We start from the raw sequence: 17,881 nt of genomic DNA, 5'->3' as shown, positions 1-17,881 counted from the left end.
CTTTCCAGGCCGCCAGCGCCGGCTGCTGCGCATGGTGCCGCTGCTGTCGGCGGCCGAGAGCTATTCGGCGTTGTGGCCGGCGGAGGGCAGCGCCGCGCTGGCGGCCTGGAAAGAGGCCGTGGCGGCGCGCGCCCGCGCCGGCGAGCCGGCCGACGACGCCTTGCTGGAGCAGGGGCGTCGCGCCATGCCGGCCGGCCATGAACAGCCCTGGGCCGAATTGACGCGCCACAACTTCGTGTCGGTGGCGGCGGACGCGCTGCAGCTCTGGGCCGAGATCCGCCAGATCCAGGCGCACCAGGACAGCGGCCAGGCCCTGCCGGCCCGGCTGGCCCGCAAGGTGCGCGACAGCCGGCCGTTTCCGCTGTGGCCGGATGTGCGGCTGGCGCTGCGGGTATCGGGCGGCATCCTGCTGGCCTATGCCGCGCTGTGCGGCCTGTGGTGGGCCACCGGCTGGACGCAGGGCGCGAACGCCGTGCTGATGGGCGCGGTGGCGCTGGCTTTCTTCGGCAATGTTGACGAGGCCGGCAAGGCCATCGGCGCCTTCCTGCGCTTTTCGGCGCTGGGGCTGGCGCTGGCCGGCGTGCTGAGCTACGGACTGCTGCCCTGGGCGCAGAACTACGAGATGTTCCTGGCGGTGATGGCGCTGGTGATGCTGCCTATCGGCGCCTGGGCGGCGAGCACGCCGCTGGCCATCCTGCTGCTGGCCTTGGCCTTGAGCAACGTGAATCTGCAAGCGGTCTACGCGCCGCGCGATTTCGCCGCGTTCCTGGAAGCCTGCTGCACCACGTTGCTGGGCATCTGTGCCGGGCAATGGAGCATCGGCATCGTGCGCGACATGGGCGCGGCGCAGGCGGTCGAGCGGCTGGCGCGGCAGGAGCGCGACGATGTGCGCGCCCTGGCGCGCGGCGGCGAGCCGCAGGCGCGCGACAACTACACCAATCGGGCGCTGGACCGCATCGCCAGCATCACCAGCCGCCGTCCGGTCGACGGCGACGGCAGCGTGCGGCTGCTGTCGGGCCTGCGCGCGGGCGTGGCGATCTCGGTGATCCGCGAGACCGGCGCCGGCGCGCCCGGCGGCCTGCGCGAGGCCTGCGAGGCGCTGCTGGACGAAGTGCGGCGCGCGCGCGGCGAGGGCGTTCCGCCCCAGCTGCTGGCGCGCATCGACGAGGCCCTGTCGGCCGCGTGGCGGGCCGGCGCGGCCGCGCCGGGCATGCTGGTGCGCGGCCTGGTGGGGCTGCGGGTGGCCCTGTTTGAACGTTCGCAGGCCTGGGTGCCGGCGGGTTGACGCCGGCATGGCGGCCCGGGAACGGATTTCCCGCAAGGCGGGGCGGCCCCTCGGGGCCAAGGGATTTTCATGAGCAAAGACATAGACCGGCTGCGGGACATGGCGTTCTTCGCCGAAGTCGCCAAGGCCGGCAGTTTCACCAAAGCGTCGCTGGCGGCGGGCATTCCCACGTCCACGCTGTCGCGGCGCATCTCCGAGTTCGAGGCCGATATCGGCGTCAAGCTCTTCAACCGCTCGACGCGGCGCGTGTCGCTGACCGAGACCGGCTCGCGCTACCTGCAGCAGATCGACGACATCATGCAGCAGGCGCGCCTGGTCAACGACGAGCTGGACGGCGAGACCTCGAATCCCTCGGGCGTGCTGCGGGTCGGCATGTCCAGCGACTTCGCCGTGTACTTCGCCGACACGCATTTCGCCGAGTTCCGCGAGCGGCATCCGAAGATCAGCTTCGAGATCTCGATGGTGTCGCCGCAGACCGACCTGGCGACCGAGCGCAACGATCTGGCCATCGTGATCGGCGATCCGCCGCCCAACTCGCGCCTGATCGCGCGACGCGTGACCCATGTGCGCAGGCATCTGTACGCGACGCCCGCCTACCTGGCGCGGCACGGGGCGCCGGCGCATCCGGACCAGCTGGCGGACCATGCCTGCCTGTTCACGGCCGAGACGGACAACGGCGGCGGCTGGCTGCTCAAGCGCGGCGCCGAGAGCGTGCTGATCCAGCCCAAGCCGCTGGTCGCGACCAACAGCCAGTCGGTCATCAAGCTGCTGGTTGCGCAGGGGCAGGGCATCGGCCTGATGGGCCGCACCTACGCCAATGCCTCACTGTGCGCGGGCCGCATCGAGCGGGTGCTGCCGGAATGGGAGCTGGATCCGCAGCCGCTCCACATCCTGTCCACCTCGCGGCTGCTGCCGGCGCGGGCGCGTGTGTTCGTGGATTTCCTGACGCAGAGGCTCGAGCGTACGGCCTAGTACAAAGGATCCAGGGGTCATCCATCAGGCCTAGGACGGGGGATGGGATCCGCTACTTTTGGTGGCATTGCGGCGCTCTGGTCGCGCGCCAATAATCGCTTCATGTGGCCTGGCCGCTTGCCGGTCAGGAAAGGGCGATGTCCCGCTTCGGGCATCCACGCATGGAGCAGACTCATGGTTGGGACGCAGACGATCCTTGTCACTGGCGGCGCCGGCTTCATCGGTTCGCATACCTGCGTCGAACTGCTGGCTCAAGGCTACCGGGTCGTCGCGCTGGACAGTCTGGTGAACAGCCACCCGGAAGCGATTGCGCGCATCCGCCATATCGCGGGCGGCGAGCTGGCCTTCGTGCATGGCGACGCCTGTTCGCTGGATACGCTCGAGCAGCTGTTCGATACATATCGCATAGATGGCGTGATCCATTTTGCCGCCCACAAGGCGGTGGGCGATTCCGTCCGTATGCCTTTGGCGTACTACCGCAACAATCTGATCAGCCTGTTGAATCTGCTCGAGGTCATGCGGACGAGGCAGGTCAGGACGTTGGTGTTCAGTTCGTCCGCGACGGTGTATGGCGACCCGGCCACGGTGCCGCTGGACGAGGCCGCGCCGCTTTCGGCAACCAACCCCTATGCGCAGACCAAGCTTGCCGGCGAACGCATCCTGGCGGATCTGGCTGCGTCCGACCCGGCCTGGCGCATTGCCACGCTGCGGTACTTCAACCCGGTGGGCGCGCACGAGAGCGGCCTGATCGGCGAAGACCCATCGGGCATTCCCAACAACCTGATGCCCTTCGTCGCCCGCGTGGCATCGGGACGCCTGCCGCTGCTGCGTGTGTTCGGGCACGATTGGCCGACGCCGGACGGCACCGGCGTGCGCGATTACGTACATGTGGTCGATCTGGCGCGCGGCCATATCGCGGCGCTGGCGGAGCTGGGGCGCAAGCAGGGCGGCGGCTTTACCGTCAACCTGGGCACGGGGCGCGGGTACAGCGTGCTGGAGGTCATCGCCGCGTTCGAGCGCGCCAGTGGCCGGCAGGTGCCCTATGAATTCACGGAACGGCGCTCCGGCGATGTGGCGGTCTACTATGCCGCGACCGGAATGGCCCGGGCCTTGCTGGGCTGGGAAGCCCGCCTGGACCTCGACCGCATGTGCGAGGATGCCTGGCGTTGGCAGCGCCGCAATCCGTCGGGCTATCGATCCGCGTAGCCCGGCCGGGTCGCGAGCCGTGCGCGCAATTCAAGCGCTGGCGTCCGCCAGCAGCGGCCGCGCGGCCAGCGCGCCGCGAAACGATTCCAGCAGCACGCGCTTGTTCTCGCGGCTGCGGTAGGCGTGCTCGCGCATCAGGTTCTCGGCGCGCACCGCCTCGCGCCGCGTGATGGCGCGCAGCAGGTCTTCGTGATCGGCCTGGGCGCGCAGCACGAACGGCGTTTCCAGCAATGAAGGCGTGGACGGCAGCGTCAGCGCGGCCGGGCCGGCCAGCGGCGTCTTGTTGTTGTGTTCCAGCGCCGACAGCAGCGCGCGATTGCCGGCGGCTTCGCACAGGATCTCGTGAAAGCGCCGGTTGATCTGGCCCCAGGCGCGCGCGTCCACCGTGGTGTGGGGATCCTGCCGCGCCGGCGCCAGCAGCTGGCGGCCTTCCTCCACCGCCTGCTCCAGCTGCGCCAGCACCTCGGGCGGGGCGCCGCGCTCGGCCAGCAGCCGCGCGGCCATGCCTTCCAGCACGCCGCGCACGTCCACCGCGTCGCCGATCTCGTCCACCGTGAAGGCCCGCACGCGAAAGCCGCGCGACGGCAGCCGTTCCAGCAAGCCTTCCTTTTCCAGCTCGGTCAGCGCGATGCGCAGCGGCGTGCGCGATACGCCCAGCCGCGCCGAGAACTGCAGCTCCACCACGCGCTCGCCCGGCTGCAGGGCGCCGGACAGCACCATGTCGCGGAGTTCGGAAATGACTTTGTCGATCTGTGCGGCCATGCGGCAAGGTCCTGGGGTGGTCGGGGAAGAATCCAGTGTACCCGCGAAATTGCATGCAATCGGTCGATAAATATCTGATCTGCCCTTGCGATTTCTCAAAATTGCATGCAATAATTTATAAAAACAACGGACGGGCGCCAAAAAGCGCCTGAATTGCATGCAAAACCGGGTACGGATGCATGCCTTCAGTCCGAACCGACAGGAGACAAGATGAAGCTGATGAGCTTCGAGCAGGGCGGCCGCCAGGCCTGGGGCGTGGTGCGCGGCGAGGAGGTCGTTGACCTGTCCGGCGTGTGGCCCGACATGCGGACCGCGCTGGAAGACGGCGTCGGGCGCATCGCCCAGGAGGCCGGTCGCGCCGGCATGCCCTGTACGCCCCTGGCGGGCCTGCAATGGCTGCCGCCCGTGCCCAACCCGCGCAAGATCCTGTGCGTGGGCCTGAACTACGGACGCCACGTGCTGGAGGCCGGCCGCGAGCTGCCGGCGCATCCCTCGCTGTTCATCCGCTATGCCGACAGCTTCGTTGGCCACGGCCAGGACATGTGGAAGCCGCGCGCTTCCGACCGTTACGACTATGAAGGCGAGCTGGCCGTGGTCATCGGCCGGGCAGGGCGCCACATCGCGGCGCGCGACGCGTTGGCTCATGTGGCCGGCTACACCTGCATGGCCGAGAACTCGGTGCGTGACTTCCAGAAGCACAACGCCCAGGTCACGCCCGGCAAGAACTTCGAGCGCAGCGGCGCGCTGGGCCCCTGGCTGGTCACCGCCGACGAGATTGGCGACCCGGCGCGGCTGCGCGTGATGACGCGGCTGAACGGCGAGACCCTGCAACAGGGCGAGGTCTCGGACCTGATTTTCCCCATCGCCGAGCTGATTGCCTATATCAGCGCCTTCACCCCCTTGTCGCCGGGCGACGTGATCGCCACCGGCACGCCGGAGGGCGTGGGCTCCAGCCGCAAGCCGCCGCGCTTCATGGCCGTGGGCGACACGCTGGAAGTGGACATTCCCGGCGTGGGCACGCTGGTCAACCGGGTGGCGGACGAGCCCGCCCCGGCACATCAAGAACAAGGAGACGCGCATGGCTGATGCGCTGCTGTACCTGACGGAACGCGACGTGGTCTCGGTGCTGGACATGCGCCGCGCCATCGACGCGCTGCACGGCATGCTGGTGGCCCAGGGCCGTGACGAGGCCCGCAACCTGCCCAAGGCGCTGGCGACCTGGGGCGATGGCAGTTCGATGCACGCGCTGGGTTCGGTGCAGACGGGCGAGGGCGGCTACGCCGGCTTCAAGACCTGGGTACATACCAAGGCCGGCGGCGGCTCGGTGTTCAGCCTGTTCGACGCCCGCACTGGATTCCTGCGCGCGGTGATCGAGGCGCGCGCGCTGGGCATGCTGCGCACCGCCGCGATCAGCGGCGTGGCCACGCGCGCCCTGGCGCCGCAAGACGCCAGCCGCGCCGCGCTGATCGGCACCGGACCGCAGGCCGTGACGCAGCTGGCGGCGCTGGCCGAAGTGCGCGAACTGCGGCGGGTGCGCGTGTACAGCCCCACGGCGGAAAAGCGCCGCGCCTTCGTCGCGGCGGCCTCGGCCCGATATGCCTTCGAGATCGAGGAGTCTCCCACGCTGGCGCACGCGCTGGCCGATGCCGAGATCGTGACCCTGATCACGCGCGCCGTCGAACCCTTCGTGGACGCGGCACAGCTGGCCGACTGCCGCCACCTGAACGCGGTGGGCGCGATCCTGCCGGCCAAGGCCGAGTTCGCGCAGGACGTGTTCGAACGCGCCGACCGCGTGGTGGTCGACGACCTGGAGAACGCCAGGCGCGGTTCGCGCGAGTTGCGCGAGCGCTACGGCGTCGATGCGCCGTCCTGGCCCGGCGTGTCGCGGCTGAGCGATGTGCTGGCGGCCGGCGAAACGCGCGCCCCGGATGCGCGGCTGACGCTGTTCAAGGGCATGGGCATGGGCCTGTCCGACCTGGCGATGGCCACGGTGGTGTACGAGCAGGCGCTGGCGCGCGGCCTGGGCGTGGCGCTGCCGCCGCAGACCCGCGAGAACCTGCTGCTGGCGCAGGGCTGACACCAACAATCAATGAGACAGCCGGCGCGAGCGCCGGCGGCAACAGGAGACAAGCATGTTCATCGACGTCAGCGGGGCCGCGCCCCGCGAACAGGACAAGTGGCCGTCCATCGTGGTCCCCAAGGAAGCGATCGACCTGGAAATCGCCCGCCTGATCGACGCGCCCAAGCCGGACAACGGCCGCCGCGCCTCCCTCATCGTGCATCCGAACGCGCGCGCGCCCGGCCTGGGCCTGGCGCCGGGAACCGACGTGACCATCAACGTGGTCAACCCCGGCGAGCGCACCTGGAACCTGCGCAAGAACTCCAACATGCTGGAGATCTGTATCAGCGGCGAGGGCGTGGCCACCGTGGCGGGCCGCGATATCCGCGCCGGCCGGTGGGACGTCTGGAACACGCCCGCCATGCAGGTGCATTCCTACCGCAACGAAGGCAAGGAACCGTGGGTGCGCCTGTCGTACTCCAACGCGCCGCTGCTGGAAAAGCTGGAGATCCATTACGTCGAGGAATTCGAGGGCGACGTGCCGCCGGCCGACGCCAACACCAAGCCGGTGCCGGCCCGCGCTCCGGGCGCCGCGCGCTCGCGCGACCTGGCGCTGCGCGAGCAGATCACGCCGGAAGGCGCCTGGCTGATGGGCTATGAGTGGCTGATCGATATCGACGTGCTGGAATCCAAGGCGCTGCACTGGCCCTGGGCCGAGGTCTCGCGTCACCTGCCGACCGTGGAGGACATCGCGCGCGGCTACAACGGCCGCCGCCTGTTCGTGCTCTACAACCCGGCCACCGAGCGGCGCATCGGCACCACGCACAGCTTCTTCGCCACCATCTCGTCCTCGCCGCCGGACAACCATCACGTGCCGCATCGCCACAGCTCGTCGGCCATCAACTACTACCTGCGCGGCAACGGCTACAGCAAGGTCAGCGGCGAACGGCTGGACTGGAAGGCCGGGGACCTGATCCTGTCGGCGCCGGGCTGGGCCATGCACTCGCACCATTCCGGCACCGAGACCACGTCCGCGCTGACCGTGCAGGACCATCCGCTGCAGATCGCCATGGAATCGCTGATCTGGCAGGAGCGCATGCAGGAGCCCATCCTGGCGCTGGGCAGCCAGAGCGGCTTCGAGAGCAACCGCGCGCAGCTGGCCGCCGCGTCCTGAGCGCCGCCGCGCCGACACCGACATGAACCCTGGATCCGACATGACCCTGACCGAGCTTTCCGACGCCCCGGCGCTGCGCGCGCGCCTGCGGGATTTCTATGAAGACTACGCCCACTGCCTGGACGAGGACCGGCTGGAGCAATGGCCCGACTTCTTCACCGAGGACTGCCATTACCGCGTGCTCTCGCGCGAGAACCATGACGCCGGCCTGCCGCTGGGGCTGATCTATTGCATGAACAAGAACATGGTGCGCGACCGCGTCACCGCGCTGCGCGAGACCACCATGTTCGAGCCGCGCGCGCTGCGCCACTTCATCAGCGGCGTGCGCGTGACCGAGGTCGATGGCGACCGCATCGTCGCGCAGGCCAATTTCGCGGTGATGGAGTCGCTGTCCGATCGCGAGCCCACGCTGAACATGGTCGGCCGCTACCTGGACGAGCTGCGCGTGACGCCGCAGGGGCTGGCGTTCAGCCGCCGAGACTGCGTCTACGACAACTACCGCGTGCGCACCTCGCTCATCGTCCCCATCTGAATCCGCCGCAAGGAAATCCGTCATGACCTGTCCCGACGCCGCCACGCGGCAAGAAGCGCCCGCCGCGGCCCCCGTCCATATCGAGCGCCGCTGGCCCAAGGAAGGCTATACGCGCATCCCCAACTGGGTCTACACCGATCCGGCCATCTTCCAGAAGGAGATGGACGTGTTCTTCGGCGGCAAGACCTGGAACTACGTGGGCCTGGAATGCGAAGTGCCCGAGACCGGCTGCTTCAAGCGCAACTGGATCGGCAACCGTCCCGTCATCATGGTGCGCGGTGAAAACGGCGATATCCACGTGCTGGAGAACCGCTGCGCCCATCGCGGCGCGCAGATCTGCTGGCAGAACACCGGCAAGGTGGCGGACTTCACCTGCCCGTACCACCAATGGAACTATGACCTGGAAGGCAATCTGCAGGGCGTGCCGTTCCGGCGCGGCGCGCTGGGCAAGGGCGGCATGCCGCGCGACTTCGATCCCAAGCAGAACGGCATCCGCAAGCTGCGCAGCGTCAATCGCGGCGGCTCGGTCTGGGCCACCTTCGCCGAGGACGGGCCCAGCTTCGAGGACTACTGCGGTCCGGAAGTGCTGGCCGAGATCGATCACATGCTGCCGGGCAAGCCGCTCAAGCTGCTGGGCTACAGCCGCCAGCTGATTCCCAGCAACTGGAAGATGTACCTGGAGAACCTGAAGGATCCGTACCACGCGACCCTGCTGCACACCTTCTACATCACCTTCGGCCTGTGGCGCGCGGATTCCAAGTCCGAGTGCATTCCGACCGGCGGCGGCGCGCATAGCGTGATGGTGTCGCACAACGAAGGCAAGAAGAAGACCGAGGCCACCACCGAGATGAGCCGCTTCCGCGAGGACCTGGAGCTGCTGGACCTGGAGACGGTCACGCCGCGCGCCGAGTTCAATCGCGGCCGCGTCGGCGGCGCCTGGGTGTTCCCGGCGGCGCAGTTCGGCATCCAGGCCAATTCGCTCAAGACCCGCCACGTCATCCCGCGCAGCCCCACCGAGCACGAGCTGGTGTTCACCTACTACGGCTACGAGGACGACGACGAGGAAATGACGCGCCTGCGCCTGAAGCACGCCAACCTGCTGGGCCCGGCCGGCTTCGTGTCCATGGACGACAGCGAGATGCTGAACCAGGTGCAGATCGGCGTCACCGGCTACCCGGAAGCGCGCGGCATCGTCGAAATGGGGGGCCGCGACACCGAGCCGGCCGACTACATGGTGACCGAGGTGCTGATCCGCTCGTTCTATGACTACTACCGCAAGGCGATGGGGCTGTGAGCATGGAAACCTGGAAACGCGTGGCCCAAGTGGGCGATATCTCGCCCGACACCAATACCCTGCGCGTCGTGCTGGACGGCGAGGGCGTCTGTCTCTATGACTTGCAAGGCGAGATCTGCGCCACGCAGGACCGCTGCCCGCACGGCAACGCCAGCCTGGCCGACGGCTACCTGGAGGACGGCACCATCGAATGCCCGCTGCACCAGGGCGTGTTCGACATCCGCAGCGGCAAGCCGAAATGCCCGCCCGTCACGACCGACCTGCGCCGCTACGAGGTGAAGGTGGACGGCGACGTCATCTACCTGAAGGCGGAAGCCGCGTGAACGCCGGCGCGATCGTCATCGTCGGCGCCGGCCAGGCGGGCGGCTGGGCCGCCACCACGCTGCGCGACCGCGGCTACGACGGCCGCATCGTGCTGCTGGGCGACGAGCCGCACGCGCCCTACGAACGGCCGCCGCTGAGCAAGGCCGTGCTGTCCGGCCAGGCCCTGGCGGAAAGCACCGAGCTGTTCGCCGCAACCAAGCTGGAGTCGATGGGCATCGAGTTCGAGCCCGGCGTCTCGGCGCTGCGGCTGCGCGTCGCGGACAGGCGGGTGGACACGTCCGCCGGCCAGGCGCTGGCCTACGACAAGCTGATTCTCTGCACCGGCGGCCGGCCCACGGTGCCGGCGCTGCCGGGCGTGGACCATGACGGCGTGCATGTGCTGCGCACGCGGGCCGACGCCGAACGGCTGCGCGCCCGGCTGGGCCCCAACCGGCATGTGCTGATCGTGGGCGGCGGCTGGATCGGGCTGGAGGTTGCCGCCACGGCGCGCCAGTCCGGCAGCAAGGTCACGGTGCTGGAGCGCGAGGCGCGGCTGTGCGCGCGCAGCGTGCAGCCGGGCGTGTCTGCGCATCTGGCGACGCTGCACGCGGCCAACGGCGTGGCGCTGCGGCTGAACGCCGGCCTGCGCGCCGTGGGCGGATCGGCCGACGGCCGGCCCGTGGCGGAACTGGCGGACGGCTCCTCGATCGTCGCCGACGCGATCGTGCTGGGCGTGGGCCTCACGCCCAACGATGCGCTGGCGCGCGACGCCGGCATTGCCTGCGATCGCGGCGTGCTGGTGGACGAGCGTTGCCGCACATCGGCGCCGGACGTGTACGCGGCCGGCGACGTGGCCGTGTCCGCGCAGCCCGGCGGCGGCCGCTTGCGGCTGGAGTCCTGGCAGAACGCGCAGGACCAGGGCACGGCGGCGGCGCTGTCGGCGCTGGGCCTGGGCGAAGCGTATCGGCCGACCGGCGCGGTCTGGTCGGAGCAATACGACGCCATGGTGCAGATCGTCGGCTTTCCGGCGCTGGCGGCCAGCGAGGTGCTGCGGCCGCAGGCGGATGCCCGCGCGCTGCTGTCGGTGGCGCTGGATGCGGAAGGCCGCGCCGTGGCGGGCGTGACGGTGAACGCGGCGCGCGAACTGCGCCAGCTGCGCAAATGGATCGCGCAGGGCGCGGTGCTGGATCCGGCGCTGCTGCGCCGGTCGGACGCGCCGCTGGCCAGCGCCCAGATCGGATGATGGCGACCCCGGAACCTGGCAAGGAGCATGCAATGGAACTTGAACACCTGCTTACCAAGGCCGCCTGCGAAGAAACCGTGCTGGCGTTTTTCCATGCGCTGGACACGCGCCGGCACGAAGCCGCTGCCGCGCTGATGACCGAAGACGGTTGCTGGGAGCGACAAGGACGGCTGCTGTCCGGCCGCGAACAGATCCTGGACGCGCTCAACGGCCGCGCGCCGGATCGCGCCACCTGCCATGTCGTGACCAATCTGCGGCTGGCCACGCTGGACGGATCGCGGGCCACGGTCGCCTATTTCCTGACCGCCTACGAGAGCCGGCCCACGGAGCAGGGCGGGGCGCCCCGGCTGGTCGCGATCCGCGAATGCCAGGACACGCTGGTGGCCACCGCGCAGGGCTGGCGGCTGCAGGACAAGCGCAGCCGCCGCCATCTGCCGCCGGAATGAGCGCCGGATGTCGAGCCTCAGCCACTGAATCGCAGCCATCGAATCACAGCCACCGAATCCCAATCATCCCGGAGAACCTTCCATGGATTCCGCCACCATCAAGGCGCTGGCGCAGCGCCTGGACCAGGCCGAGCGCGGCCGCAGCCAGGTGCGCCAGCTGTCGCTGGACCATCCCGACATCACCATCGCCGACGCCTACGCCATCCAGCGTGAATGGGTAGCCTCCAAGATCGCGGCGGGCCGGCGGCTGGTCGGCCACAAGATCGGCCTGACCTCGCGCGCCATGCAGCTGTCGTCGCAGATCGACGAGCCGGACTACGGCGCGCTGCTGGACGACATGCTGTACGGCGACGGCGCCGAGATCCCACGCGACCGCTACATCGTGCCGCGCGTCGAGGTGGAGCTGGCCTTCATCCTGGAGCGCCGCCTGCAAGGGCCGGACGTGACGCTGTTCGACGTGCTGGACGCCGTGCGCTACGTGATTCCCGCGCTGGAGATCATCGACGCGCGTTCGCACCAGATCGATCCCGACACCAAGCGCCCGCGCAAGGTCTTCGACACCATCGCCGACAACGCGGCCAACGCCGGCGTGGTCATGGGCGGTCGCCCGGTCCGGGTCGGCGACACCGACCTGCGCTGGGTCGGCGGCATGATGTCGCGCAACGCCGTGATCGAAGAGACCGGCCTGGCGGCCGGCGTGCTGAACCATCCGGCCAACGGCGTGGTCTGGCTGGCCAACAAGCTGGCCGAACACGATGTGGCGCTGGAGGCCGGGCAGATCATCCTGAGCGGCTCCTTCACGCGGCCGGTCTACGCCGAGCGCGGCGACACCTTCCATGTCGACTACGGCGCGCTGGGCGCCGTCAGCTGCCGCTTCGTCTGAGGAAACCAGGATCCAGGAATACCCGCAGCAACCCGCGCGCCACATATCCACTACACAGGGCGCGCGCTACCATTGAACAGGAGACAAACTTGAAACCCTACAAGACCTTGATCGGAACGGTCGCCGCCGCCTGCGCGTCGCTGGCGTTCTGTACGGCCCAGGCCGAACCGGCCTGGCCCACCCATGCCATCACCCTGGTGGTGCCTTTCGCGGCCGGCGGCGGCGGCGACACGCTGGCGCGGCTGATGGCCGAACCGCTGGGACGCGAGCTGGGCCAGACCATCATCGTGGAAAACCGGCCGGGCGCCGGCGGCAATATCGGCACGTCCATCGCCTCGCGCGCCAATCCCGACGGCTACACGCTGGCCTACGGCACCAACGGCACCCAGGCCACCAACCACTGGCTGTACAAGAACCCCGGCTATGCCCCGGGCGACTTCGAGCCGGTCTCGCGCTTCACCATCATCGCCGCGGCCCTGGTCGTGAACAGCGCCGACGAGCGCTTCAAGACGCTGGACCAGCTGGTCGCCTTCGCCAAGTCGCACCCGGGCGAGCTGACCTGCGGCTCGGCCGGCAATGGCACCTCGTCGCACCTGGCCTGTGAACTGCTCAACCAGATGGCGGGCATCAAGGTCATGCACATCCCCTACAAGGGTGGCGGCGCGGCCATGACCGACCTGCTGGGCGGCCGCATCTCGTTCATGATCGACGTGATGCCCAACGTCTCGGGCCAGATCGCCGCGGGCAAGCTGCGCGCGCTGGGCGTGACCACGCCGGAACGGGTGGCGTCCAACCCGGACATTCCCACCGTCAGCGAGGCGGGCGTGAAGGGCTACGAGTTCTACGCCTGGGACGGCCTGTACGCGCCCAAGGGCACGCCGGCCGCCGTGCTGGACAAGCTCAACGCCGCCCTCAACCAGGTGCTGCAGAAGCCCGAGGTGCGCAAGACGCTGGAATCGCGCGGCGCCATTCCGTCGCCGACCACGCGAGCCGGCCTGAAGGACTTCGGCGCCGAGGAATACGAGCGGCTGGGCAAGGTGGTGAAGGCCGCCGGCGCGTCGATCGACTGAGCGGGGCCAGGGCAGGCGGTGCGCAAGCGGACCGCCTGCGCGCCGCACGACCGGATCAGCCCAGCATCCGCAGCGCCCTGGCGACGAGCCACTGGGCGTCGGCGGGCCCGGCCTGCGCGCGGGCCCGCGAGGCGGCGCCCACCGCCCCGACCGGCGCCCGCACCTGGGCGCCGGTCTGGCCGGCGGGTGCCTGGGGGGGGTCCCGGACCGCGAGCACGGGGCGCGCATCGCCGTTCAGGCAGGCGTCCAGATGCGAGGTCCGGGGCGTCATCAGGGGATTGAGCCCGTTCCAGCGGTCCGTCGCGCCGGCGTCGCGCGCCAGGCGCGTATAGCTGGGGCAGCTCCAGATCTCGCTGTCCATGCCCCAGTCCCGGCGCAGCCACTCGGCCGCCTGGAGCACGCGCGACAAGGCCTTGCCCGCGCCGCACAGCCGGATCCGCGCGTCGGCCGACGCCGGGCCGATCCGGTACATGCCGCGCCACGCGGCTTGCGCGTCGGGTTCGCTCAGTGGATCCGCGCCGGCGTCATCGCCATGCAGCGTCAGATAGCAGCAGCCTGCGTCTCCGTCGACATACAGGGCGTGCAGCGCGCCGCGCAGGATCGCGCGGGCCTCGTCGGCCGATGCCGGGTCATACGGCGTGCAGGGCAGGTAGGCATTGAGCCAGACCGGCACATCGGGCATCACGCCCTTGGTCCAGCGCGACGGCGTGGTTTCCGCCAGGTTCAGGATGATGCCGCGATCCTGCGTTTCCCAGCAGGCCGCGCGCAGCGCACTGGCGGCGCTGGCGCGCAAGAAATACAGCAGCGGTTTTTCATGGCCAGGCTCCGCGCTGCCGAAGCGCAGCGGCCAGGCCGCCGTGAGGCCGGCGTCGGGCACATCGTCCGCGCCCGGGCCCTTGATCAGCGACAGGTGGCTGGCGTCCCCGGCATCCGCGAGTAGCGCGCGCGCCAGTCCCCGAGCCATCGCGGCCGGCGACTCCCGTGCCTGATGCGCCGCGCCGGAACGGCGGGCGGCCATGCGCGACAGGCAGGCCTGTGCGGCGGCGCGAGTGCTGGCCGAAGGGCGCGGCCCATTGTGCGTGCGGGTGGACATGATTGTTTGCTCGGCGGATGCACGCGGCGGTGCGTGCTTTGATTAGAATTGCATTTGCAACTATTGTAGCGGCAAGTATTCAACGCAATCAAACCGGAGCGCTCCATGGCAGCCGAAAACCGAAATCCCATCACGTTCTACACCGCCGACACGCCCAACGGCCTGAAGGTCGGCATCTACCTGCATGAGGCGGGTCTGGCACACCAGCGTCATCCCGTGGACCTGGGCGCGGGCGAGCAAAAGCGGCCCGAGTACCTGAAGATCAACCCGAACGGCAAGATTCCCGCCATCGTCGACCACGAGGCCGGGCTGACGGTGTTCGAATCGGGCGCGATTCTTTCGTACCTGAGCAACAAGACCGGCCATCTGCAGCCGGACACGCTGGCCGGACAGTTGGCGGTGCAGCAATGGCTGCATTTCCAGATCGGCGGCATCGGCCCCATGCTGGGGCAGCTCTGGTGGTTCCTGCATGGCTCCAAAAGCGGCAACGAAGAGGCGATCGAGCGCTACCGCAAGGAGTCGCTGCGCCTGCTGGGCGTGGTGGACCGGCGGCTCGGCGAATCGCGCCATCTGGCCACGCCGGATTACTCGATCGCGGACATCGCCGCCTTTTCGTGGCTGCGCACGAGCGAGGAACTGCAGCTGGACATCGCGCCGTTCGAGCACGTGGGCCGGTGGCTGGCGGCCATCGAGGCCAGGCCGGCGGTCCAGGCGGCGGTGAGGGCAAACCAGGGCGGGTGATTGAGGACGGAACTGTCCGCAATGTTGCGCCCGCCGGCTGCTTTTTCCAACGGGTTCCCGGGCGCACACTGCCGTCCGTCATCACCCCCAAGGAACCCAGACCATGACATCCGCACACGCCGCCGCCTTCGTTGCCGGCCCCCAGCCCACCGTCTTCATCGTCAACGTCATCCATGCCCATCCCGGCAAGCAGGAAGAAGCGTTTAGCGCCATCCAGGACGTGGTGCATTACGTCGCCCGCACCAAGCAGGGCTTCCTGTGGAGCAACCTGTCCAAGAGCACCGACGGCAAGACCGTGGTCAACATCGAGGCCATTTCCGGCGAGAACAAGGTGGACGAGTTCTTTTCCGATCCGGTCTTCCGGGAGAAATTCGGCCGGCTGGATGAAGTGTCCACCAGCGAATTCCATACCTACCGCGTGGATGACCTGGTGCTGCCCGGAGCGAAATAGCGCGGGCGCATCCGCTTGCCAAAGGGTGCGGGGAGGCGGGCAGGGCGGCCGGCCCGGCCTGGGAGTAATCTGTGGCCTGCCGCGCGGCGCGGTGCTGAAATGCGATGGCCCGGCCCGCGCATTCCCTACGCCTTCCCAGGCAACCCACAACCCGGAGTAAACGTGAAGCTCATCGGCATGCTGGATTCCCCCTATGTACGGCGCACCGCCATATCGCTGCGCCTGCTCGGCATCGACTTCGATCACCAGCCGCTATCCGTATTCAGCACCTTCGACGAATTCAAGGCCATCAATCCGGTCGTCAAGGCGCCCACGCTGGTGCTGGACGACGGCACTGTACTAATGGATTCCACGCTCATCATCGACTATGCCGAACATGCCAGCGGACGCACGCTCATGCCGGATTCCCTGGAGCAGCGGCGCCAGGCCACGGCCGTCATCGGGCTGGCGTTGGCGGCTTGCGAGAAGACGGTGCAGATCGTCTATGAACGCAATCTGCGTCCGGCGGAGAAGCAGCACGAACCCTGGGTGGCCCGCGTGCAGGGCCAATTGGACGCGGCCTACGCGACGCTTGAGACCGCCTTGCACAAGACATGGACGCCGACGCTGCCCTTGAAGAAGGTCGGCCAGTTCGCCGTGACGGCGGCGGTCGCGTGGAGATTCACGCAGGCTTTGCTGCCAGGAACCATCCAGGCCCAGAACCATCCCGGACTGGCGCAACTATCGGCACAGGCCGAAGCCTTGCCCGCGTTCCAGGCATTTCCGCACGATTAACGCTTGAGCGACGGCCGCGCCGGCAGGCCGTCCGTCTTCCATGGTGGCCGCGGTCGGGCGGCCCGCCACGCGCGGCCTAGCGCCGCCGTGCCTCACTGGGCCGCATGCCGAACCTGGCCTTGAACGCATTGCTGAAATGCGAAGAGCTGCTGAAGCCCAGCGAGTAGGCGATGTCCGTGATCGATCGGTGCATTTCCTGCGGCGAGCGGATCAGGTCATGGCACTTCTGCAGGCGCCGGCTCCAGATCCATTCCGCCGGCGATTCGCCTTCCTGGCGGAACAGATGATGCAGCAGGCGCACCGAGATGTTGTGATGCCGGGCGATGGCTTCGAGCGACAGTTCAGGGTTGGACAGATGCTGCTCGATCCAGGACTGGATCAGGCTCAGCCGCGCCAGCCGATGTGGGTCGCCATCCGTGTCCGGACCCGGGTCGCGGTCCAGCACCAGGGCGACGATGTTGAGCAGCTCGGCGCCCAGCCGGGCCTTGTCGGCATGCGTGATGGCGCGGCTTTCCGCCGCCAGGTTGACGCATAGCTGCGCGGCCAGCTTGCCGACGCCGCTGCCGATGCCGACGTTGCCCGCGATGGGGAAATCCTGGCGCGCCATGCGATTTCTCAGGCTTTCACGCGGGATTTCAAGATAGAGCGCGCGGATGTCGGCCAGGCATTGCAGGTCGTAGGGCTCGCCGGAATAGAACATCGCGGCGACCGCCTGGTTCGACGGCAGTTCGTGCCTGCCCTGGACGAGCTGGGCGTGGCCTTTCTGCAGGATCTGCAGGTAGTAGCAGTCCTTGTCGAGCTGGGCCAGATGCTGCCTGCGCCGCCGGATAACGTGCTGCGACAGCCGGATGTCGGTGATCGAGACCGGACCGAAATCATCCTTGCTCAGGCTGCCCTGGTAGTCGTTGGTGCCCGGCAGTTCCGCGTCCAGCGCAATGTAGGCGCTGCACAGCGCCGTCTGCCATAACTCGCGCCGTTGCGGCAGCGCATGCTGCCGGGCATCGAAAACCAACTGCATATGTCTCTCCTGGAGGATGTCTTTGCAGCCTGGCGCAAGTCGCTTGCGCGCTGATGCAAGACGCGGCTCTGGGGCCAGCGATACGCTCCCGTCTCCTATATGGATTTTATTCCACATGTCTTGAGCGCGATCAAGCTTGATGCTCGCGCTTTCCCCAAGACAGACAAGAAATCGGTTACGAGGAGGAGGTCGGCATGGCCATCAGCAATAGTGGAGTCGTCGCCCAGGCGAGCGGCATTCCAGCGGAAAAAGCAGGAAACAGCGAGATCAGGAAAGTCGTGGCCGCCTCGATGGCCGGGACGGTCGCGGAGTGGTATGAGTTCTTCATCTACGGCGTGGCCAGCACGCTGGTGTTCGGGCCGCTGTTCTTCCCCAAGGTCGACAGCCCGCTGAGCGCCATCATCGCCGCGTTCGCGACCTATGCCGTCGGCTTCATCGCCCGGCCGCTGGGCGGCATCGTGTTCGGCCATTTCGGCGACCGGCTGGGCCGCAAGAAGCTGCTGCAGTTCAGCCTGCTGCTGGTCGGGTCTTCGACCTTCCTGATGGGATGCCTGCCCGGGTTCCAGGCCATCGGC

General features: G+C 68.6%; 20 protein-coding genes. 17 read left to right on the top strand and 3 right to left on the bottom strand.

Annotated elements, in window-relative coordinates; all coding sequences use genetic code 11:
* From KDH83_RS21300 to galE, 3 genes are all read left to right on the top strand, one after another.
* The coding region (locus tag KDH83_RS21300) for an FUSC family protein (RefSeq protein WP_212319551.1) at positions 1–1,285 on the top strand (1,285 nt) is incomplete at its 5' end.
* A 69-nt stretch (positions 1,286–1,354) separates the two neighbouring features.
* Positions 1,355–2,257, top strand: a complete 903-nt coding sequence (locus KDH83_RS21295) for a LysR family transcriptional regulator (protein ID WP_212319549.1) — start codon at positions 1,355–1,357, stop codon at positions 2,255–2,257.
* Between the two features lie 174 nt (positions 2,258–2,431).
* Positions 2,432–3,463 (top strand): UDP-glucose 4-epimerase GalE, encoded by a 1,032-nt coding sequence (galE, locus tag KDH83_RS21290; protein WP_212319553.1) that lies wholly within the window; start codon positions 2,432–2,434, stop codon positions 3,461–3,463.
* 30 nt (positions 3,464–3,493) lie between these two features.
* Here the strand turns inward: galE and KDH83_RS21285 are convergent, their stop codons facing one another.
* Positions 3,494–4,225 (bottom strand): GntR family transcriptional regulator, encoded by a 732-nt coding sequence (locus KDH83_RS21285; RefSeq protein ID WP_212319547.1) that lies wholly within the window; start codon positions 4,223–4,225, stop codon positions 3,494–3,496.
* A 210-nt stretch (positions 4,226–4,435) separates the two neighbouring features.
* Between KDH83_RS21285 and KDH83_RS21280 the strand changes: the two genes are divergently transcribed.
* The 10 genes from KDH83_RS21280 (at position 4,436) to KDH83_RS21235 (ending at position 13,229) form a co-directional block, all read left to right on the top strand.
* The gene (locus KDH83_RS21280; RefSeq protein WP_212319545.1) at positions 4,436–5,311 is read left to right on the top strand and encodes a fumarylacetoacetate hydrolase family protein; all 876 of its coding nucleotides are present in this window, start codon (positions 4,436–4,438) and stop codon (positions 5,309–5,311) included.
* Positions 5,304–6,302, top strand: a complete 999-nt coding sequence (locus KDH83_RS21275) for an ornithine cyclodeaminase family protein (RefSeq protein ID WP_103274374.1) — start codon at positions 5,304–5,306, stop codon at positions 6,300–6,302. Before KDH83_RS21280 ends, KDH83_RS21275 begins: the two co-directional genes overlap by 8 nt.
* Positions 6,303–6,357: 55 nt before the next feature.
* A complete protein-coding gene (locus KDH83_RS21270; protein ID WP_212319543.1) occupies positions 6,358–7,458 on the top strand; it encodes an AraC family ligand binding domain-containing protein in 1,101 nt (366 codons plus the stop codon).
* A gap of 40 nt (positions 7,459–7,498) precedes the next feature.
* Positions 7,499–7,990 carry an aromatic-ring-hydroxylating dioxygenase subunit beta gene (locus tag KDH83_RS21265; RefSeq protein ID WP_103274376.1) on the top strand — a complete coding sequence of 164 codons (492 nt, stop codon included), beginning with the start codon at positions 7,499–7,501 and terminating at the stop codon, positions 7,988–7,990.
* 22 nt (positions 7,991–8,012) lie between these two features.
* Positions 8,013–9,284 carry an aromatic ring-hydroxylating dioxygenase subunit alpha gene (locus KDH83_RS21260; RefSeq protein WP_212319541.1) on the top strand — a complete coding sequence of 424 codons (1,272 nt, stop codon included), beginning with the start codon at positions 8,013–8,015 and terminating at the stop codon, positions 9,282–9,284.
* 2 nt (positions 9,285–9,286) lie between these two features.
* Positions 9,287–9,607: a non-heme iron oxygenase ferredoxin subunit gene (locus KDH83_RS21255; protein WP_103274378.1), complete on the top strand. Its 321-nt coding sequence runs from the start codon at positions 9,287–9,289 to the stop codon at positions 9,605–9,607.
* Positions 9,604–10,830 carry an FAD-dependent oxidoreductase gene (locus KDH83_RS21250; RefSeq protein ID WP_212319539.1) on the top strand — a complete coding sequence of 409 codons (1,227 nt, stop codon included), beginning with the start codon at positions 9,604–9,606 and terminating at the stop codon, positions 10,828–10,830. Before KDH83_RS21255 ends, KDH83_RS21250 begins: the two co-directional genes overlap by 4 nt.
* 32 nt (positions 10,831–10,862) lie before the next feature.
* Entirely contained in the window at positions 10,863–11,276 is a 414-nt protein-coding gene (locus KDH83_RS21245) for a nuclear transport factor 2 family protein (protein WP_103274380.1), read from the top strand.
* An 82-nt stretch (positions 11,277–11,358) separates the two neighbouring features.
* Positions 11,359–12,159, top strand: coding sequence for a 2-oxo-hept-4-ene-1,7-dioate hydratase (gene hpaH, locus KDH83_RS21240; RefSeq protein ID WP_212319537.1), 801 nt, complete (start codon positions 11,359–11,361; stop codon positions 12,157–12,159).
* 89 nt (positions 12,160–12,248) lie between these two features.
* Positions 12,249–13,229, top strand: coding sequence for a tripartite tricarboxylate transporter substrate binding protein (locus KDH83_RS21235; protein WP_212319535.1), 981 nt, complete (start codon positions 12,249–12,251; stop codon positions 13,227–13,229).
* A gap of 55 nt (positions 13,230–13,284) precedes the next feature.
* Here KDH83_RS21235 and KDH83_RS21230 read toward each other — a convergent pair whose 3' ends face one another.
* Positions 13,285–14,322: a pyruvate dehydrogenase gene (locus KDH83_RS21230; RefSeq protein ID WP_212319533.1), complete on the bottom strand. Its 1,038-nt coding sequence runs from the start codon at positions 14,320–14,322 to the stop codon at positions 13,285–13,287.
* Positions 14,323–14,427: 105 nt separating this feature from the next.
* On the opposite strand from KDH83_RS21230, the gene KDH83_RS21225 reads away from it, so the two are divergent.
* The 3 genes from KDH83_RS21225 (at position 14,428) to KDH83_RS21215 (ending at position 16,288) form a co-directional block, all read left to right on the top strand.
* On the top strand, positions 14,428–15,063 hold the full coding sequence (locus KDH83_RS21225) for a glutathione binding-like protein (protein WP_212319531.1): 636 nt from the start codon (positions 14,428–14,430) through the stop codon (positions 15,061–15,063).
* A gap of 103 nt (positions 15,064–15,166) precedes the next feature.
* A complete protein-coding gene (locus KDH83_RS21220) occupies positions 15,167–15,514 on the top strand; it encodes an antibiotic biosynthesis monooxygenase (RefSeq protein WP_212319529.1) in 348 nt (115 codons plus the stop codon).
* 162 nt (positions 15,515–15,676) lie between these two features.
* A complete protein-coding gene (locus KDH83_RS21215; RefSeq protein ID WP_212319527.1) occupies positions 15,677–16,288 on the top strand; it encodes a glutathione S-transferase in 612 nt (203 codons plus the stop codon).
* Positions 16,289–16,364: 76 nt separating this feature from the next.
* Here KDH83_RS21215 and KDH83_RS21210 read toward each other — a convergent pair whose 3' ends face one another.
* Positions 16,365–17,306, bottom strand: a complete 942-nt coding sequence (locus KDH83_RS21210) for a helix-turn-helix domain-containing protein (protein ID WP_212319525.1) — start codon at positions 17,304–17,306, stop codon at positions 16,365–16,367.
* A 194-nt stretch (positions 17,307–17,500) separates the two neighbouring features.
* Here KDH83_RS21210 and KDH83_RS21205 point away from each other — a divergent pair.
* Positions 17,501–17,881: MFS transporter (locus KDH83_RS21205; RefSeq protein ID WP_349291649.1), on the top strand; the 381-nt coding region annotated here is incomplete at its 3' end.

It is taken from the genome of Achromobacter sp. Marseille-Q0513, assembly GCF_018195695.1.
Taxonomy (GTDB): domain Bacteria; phylum Pseudomonadota; class Gammaproteobacteria; order Burkholderiales; family Burkholderiaceae_B; genus Achromobacter.
The sequence above is the reverse complement of the archived record's forward strand: the minus strand, read 5'-3'. Positions and strand labels throughout refer to the sequence as shown.

Excerpts from the sequence above, each read along its gene's own strand:
- KDH83_RS21220 (WP_212319529.1), top strand. The coding sequence starts at position 15,167 with ATGACATCCGCACACGCCGCCGCCTTCGTTGCCGGCCCCCAGCCCACC.
- KDH83_RS21265 (WP_103274376.1), top strand. The coding sequence starts at position 7,499 with ATGACCCTGACCGAGCTTTCCGACGCCCCGGCGCTGCGCGCGCGCCTG.
- KDH83_RS21210 (WP_212319525.1), bottom strand. The coding sequence starts at position 17,306 with ATGCAGTTGGTTTTCGATGCCCGGCAGCATGCGCTGCCGCAACGGCGC.
- KDH83_RS21270 (WP_212319543.1), top strand. The coding sequence starts at position 6,358 with ATGTTCATCGACGTCAGCGGGGCCGCGCCCCGCGAACAGGACAAGTGG.
- KDH83_RS21230 (WP_212319533.1), bottom strand. The coding sequence starts at position 14,322 with ATGTCCACCCGCACGCACAATGGGCCGCGCCCTTCGGCCAGCACTCGC.
- KDH83_RS21245 (WP_103274380.1), top strand. The coding sequence starts at position 10,863 with ATGGAACTTGAACACCTGCTTACCAAGGCCGCCTGCGAAGAAACCGTG.
- KDH83_RS21295 (WP_212319549.1), top strand. The coding sequence starts at position 1,355 with ATGAGCAAAGACATAGACCGGCTGCGGGACATGGCGTTCTTCGCCGAA.
- galE (WP_212319553.1), top strand. The coding sequence starts at position 2,432 with ATGGTTGGGACGCAGACGATCCTTGTCACTGGCGGCGCCGGCTTCATC.
- KDH83_RS21275 (WP_103274374.1), top strand. The coding sequence starts at position 5,304 with ATGGCTGATGCGCTGCTGTACCTGACGGAACGCGACGTGGTCTCGGTG.
- KDH83_RS21255 (WP_103274378.1), top strand. The coding sequence starts at position 9,287 with ATGGAAACCTGGAAACGCGTGGCCCAAGTGGGCGATATCTCGCCCGAC.
- KDH83_RS21260 (WP_212319541.1), top strand. The coding sequence starts at position 8,013 with ATGACCTGTCCCGACGCCGCCACGCGGCAAGAAGCGCCCGCCGCGGCC.
- hpaH (WP_212319537.1), top strand. The coding sequence starts at position 11,359 with ATGGATTCCGCCACCATCAAGGCGCTGGCGCAGCGCCTGGACCAGGCC.
- KDH83_RS21225 (WP_212319531.1), top strand. The coding sequence starts at position 14,428 with ATGGCAGCCGAAAACCGAAATCCCATCACGTTCTACACCGCCGACACG.
- KDH83_RS21285 (WP_212319547.1), bottom strand. The coding sequence starts at position 4,225 with ATGGCCGCACAGATCGACAAAGTCATTTCCGAACTCCGCGACATGGTG.
- KDH83_RS21280 (WP_212319545.1), top strand. The coding sequence starts at position 4,436 with ATGAAGCTGATGAGCTTCGAGCAGGGCGGCCGCCAGGCCTGGGGCGTG.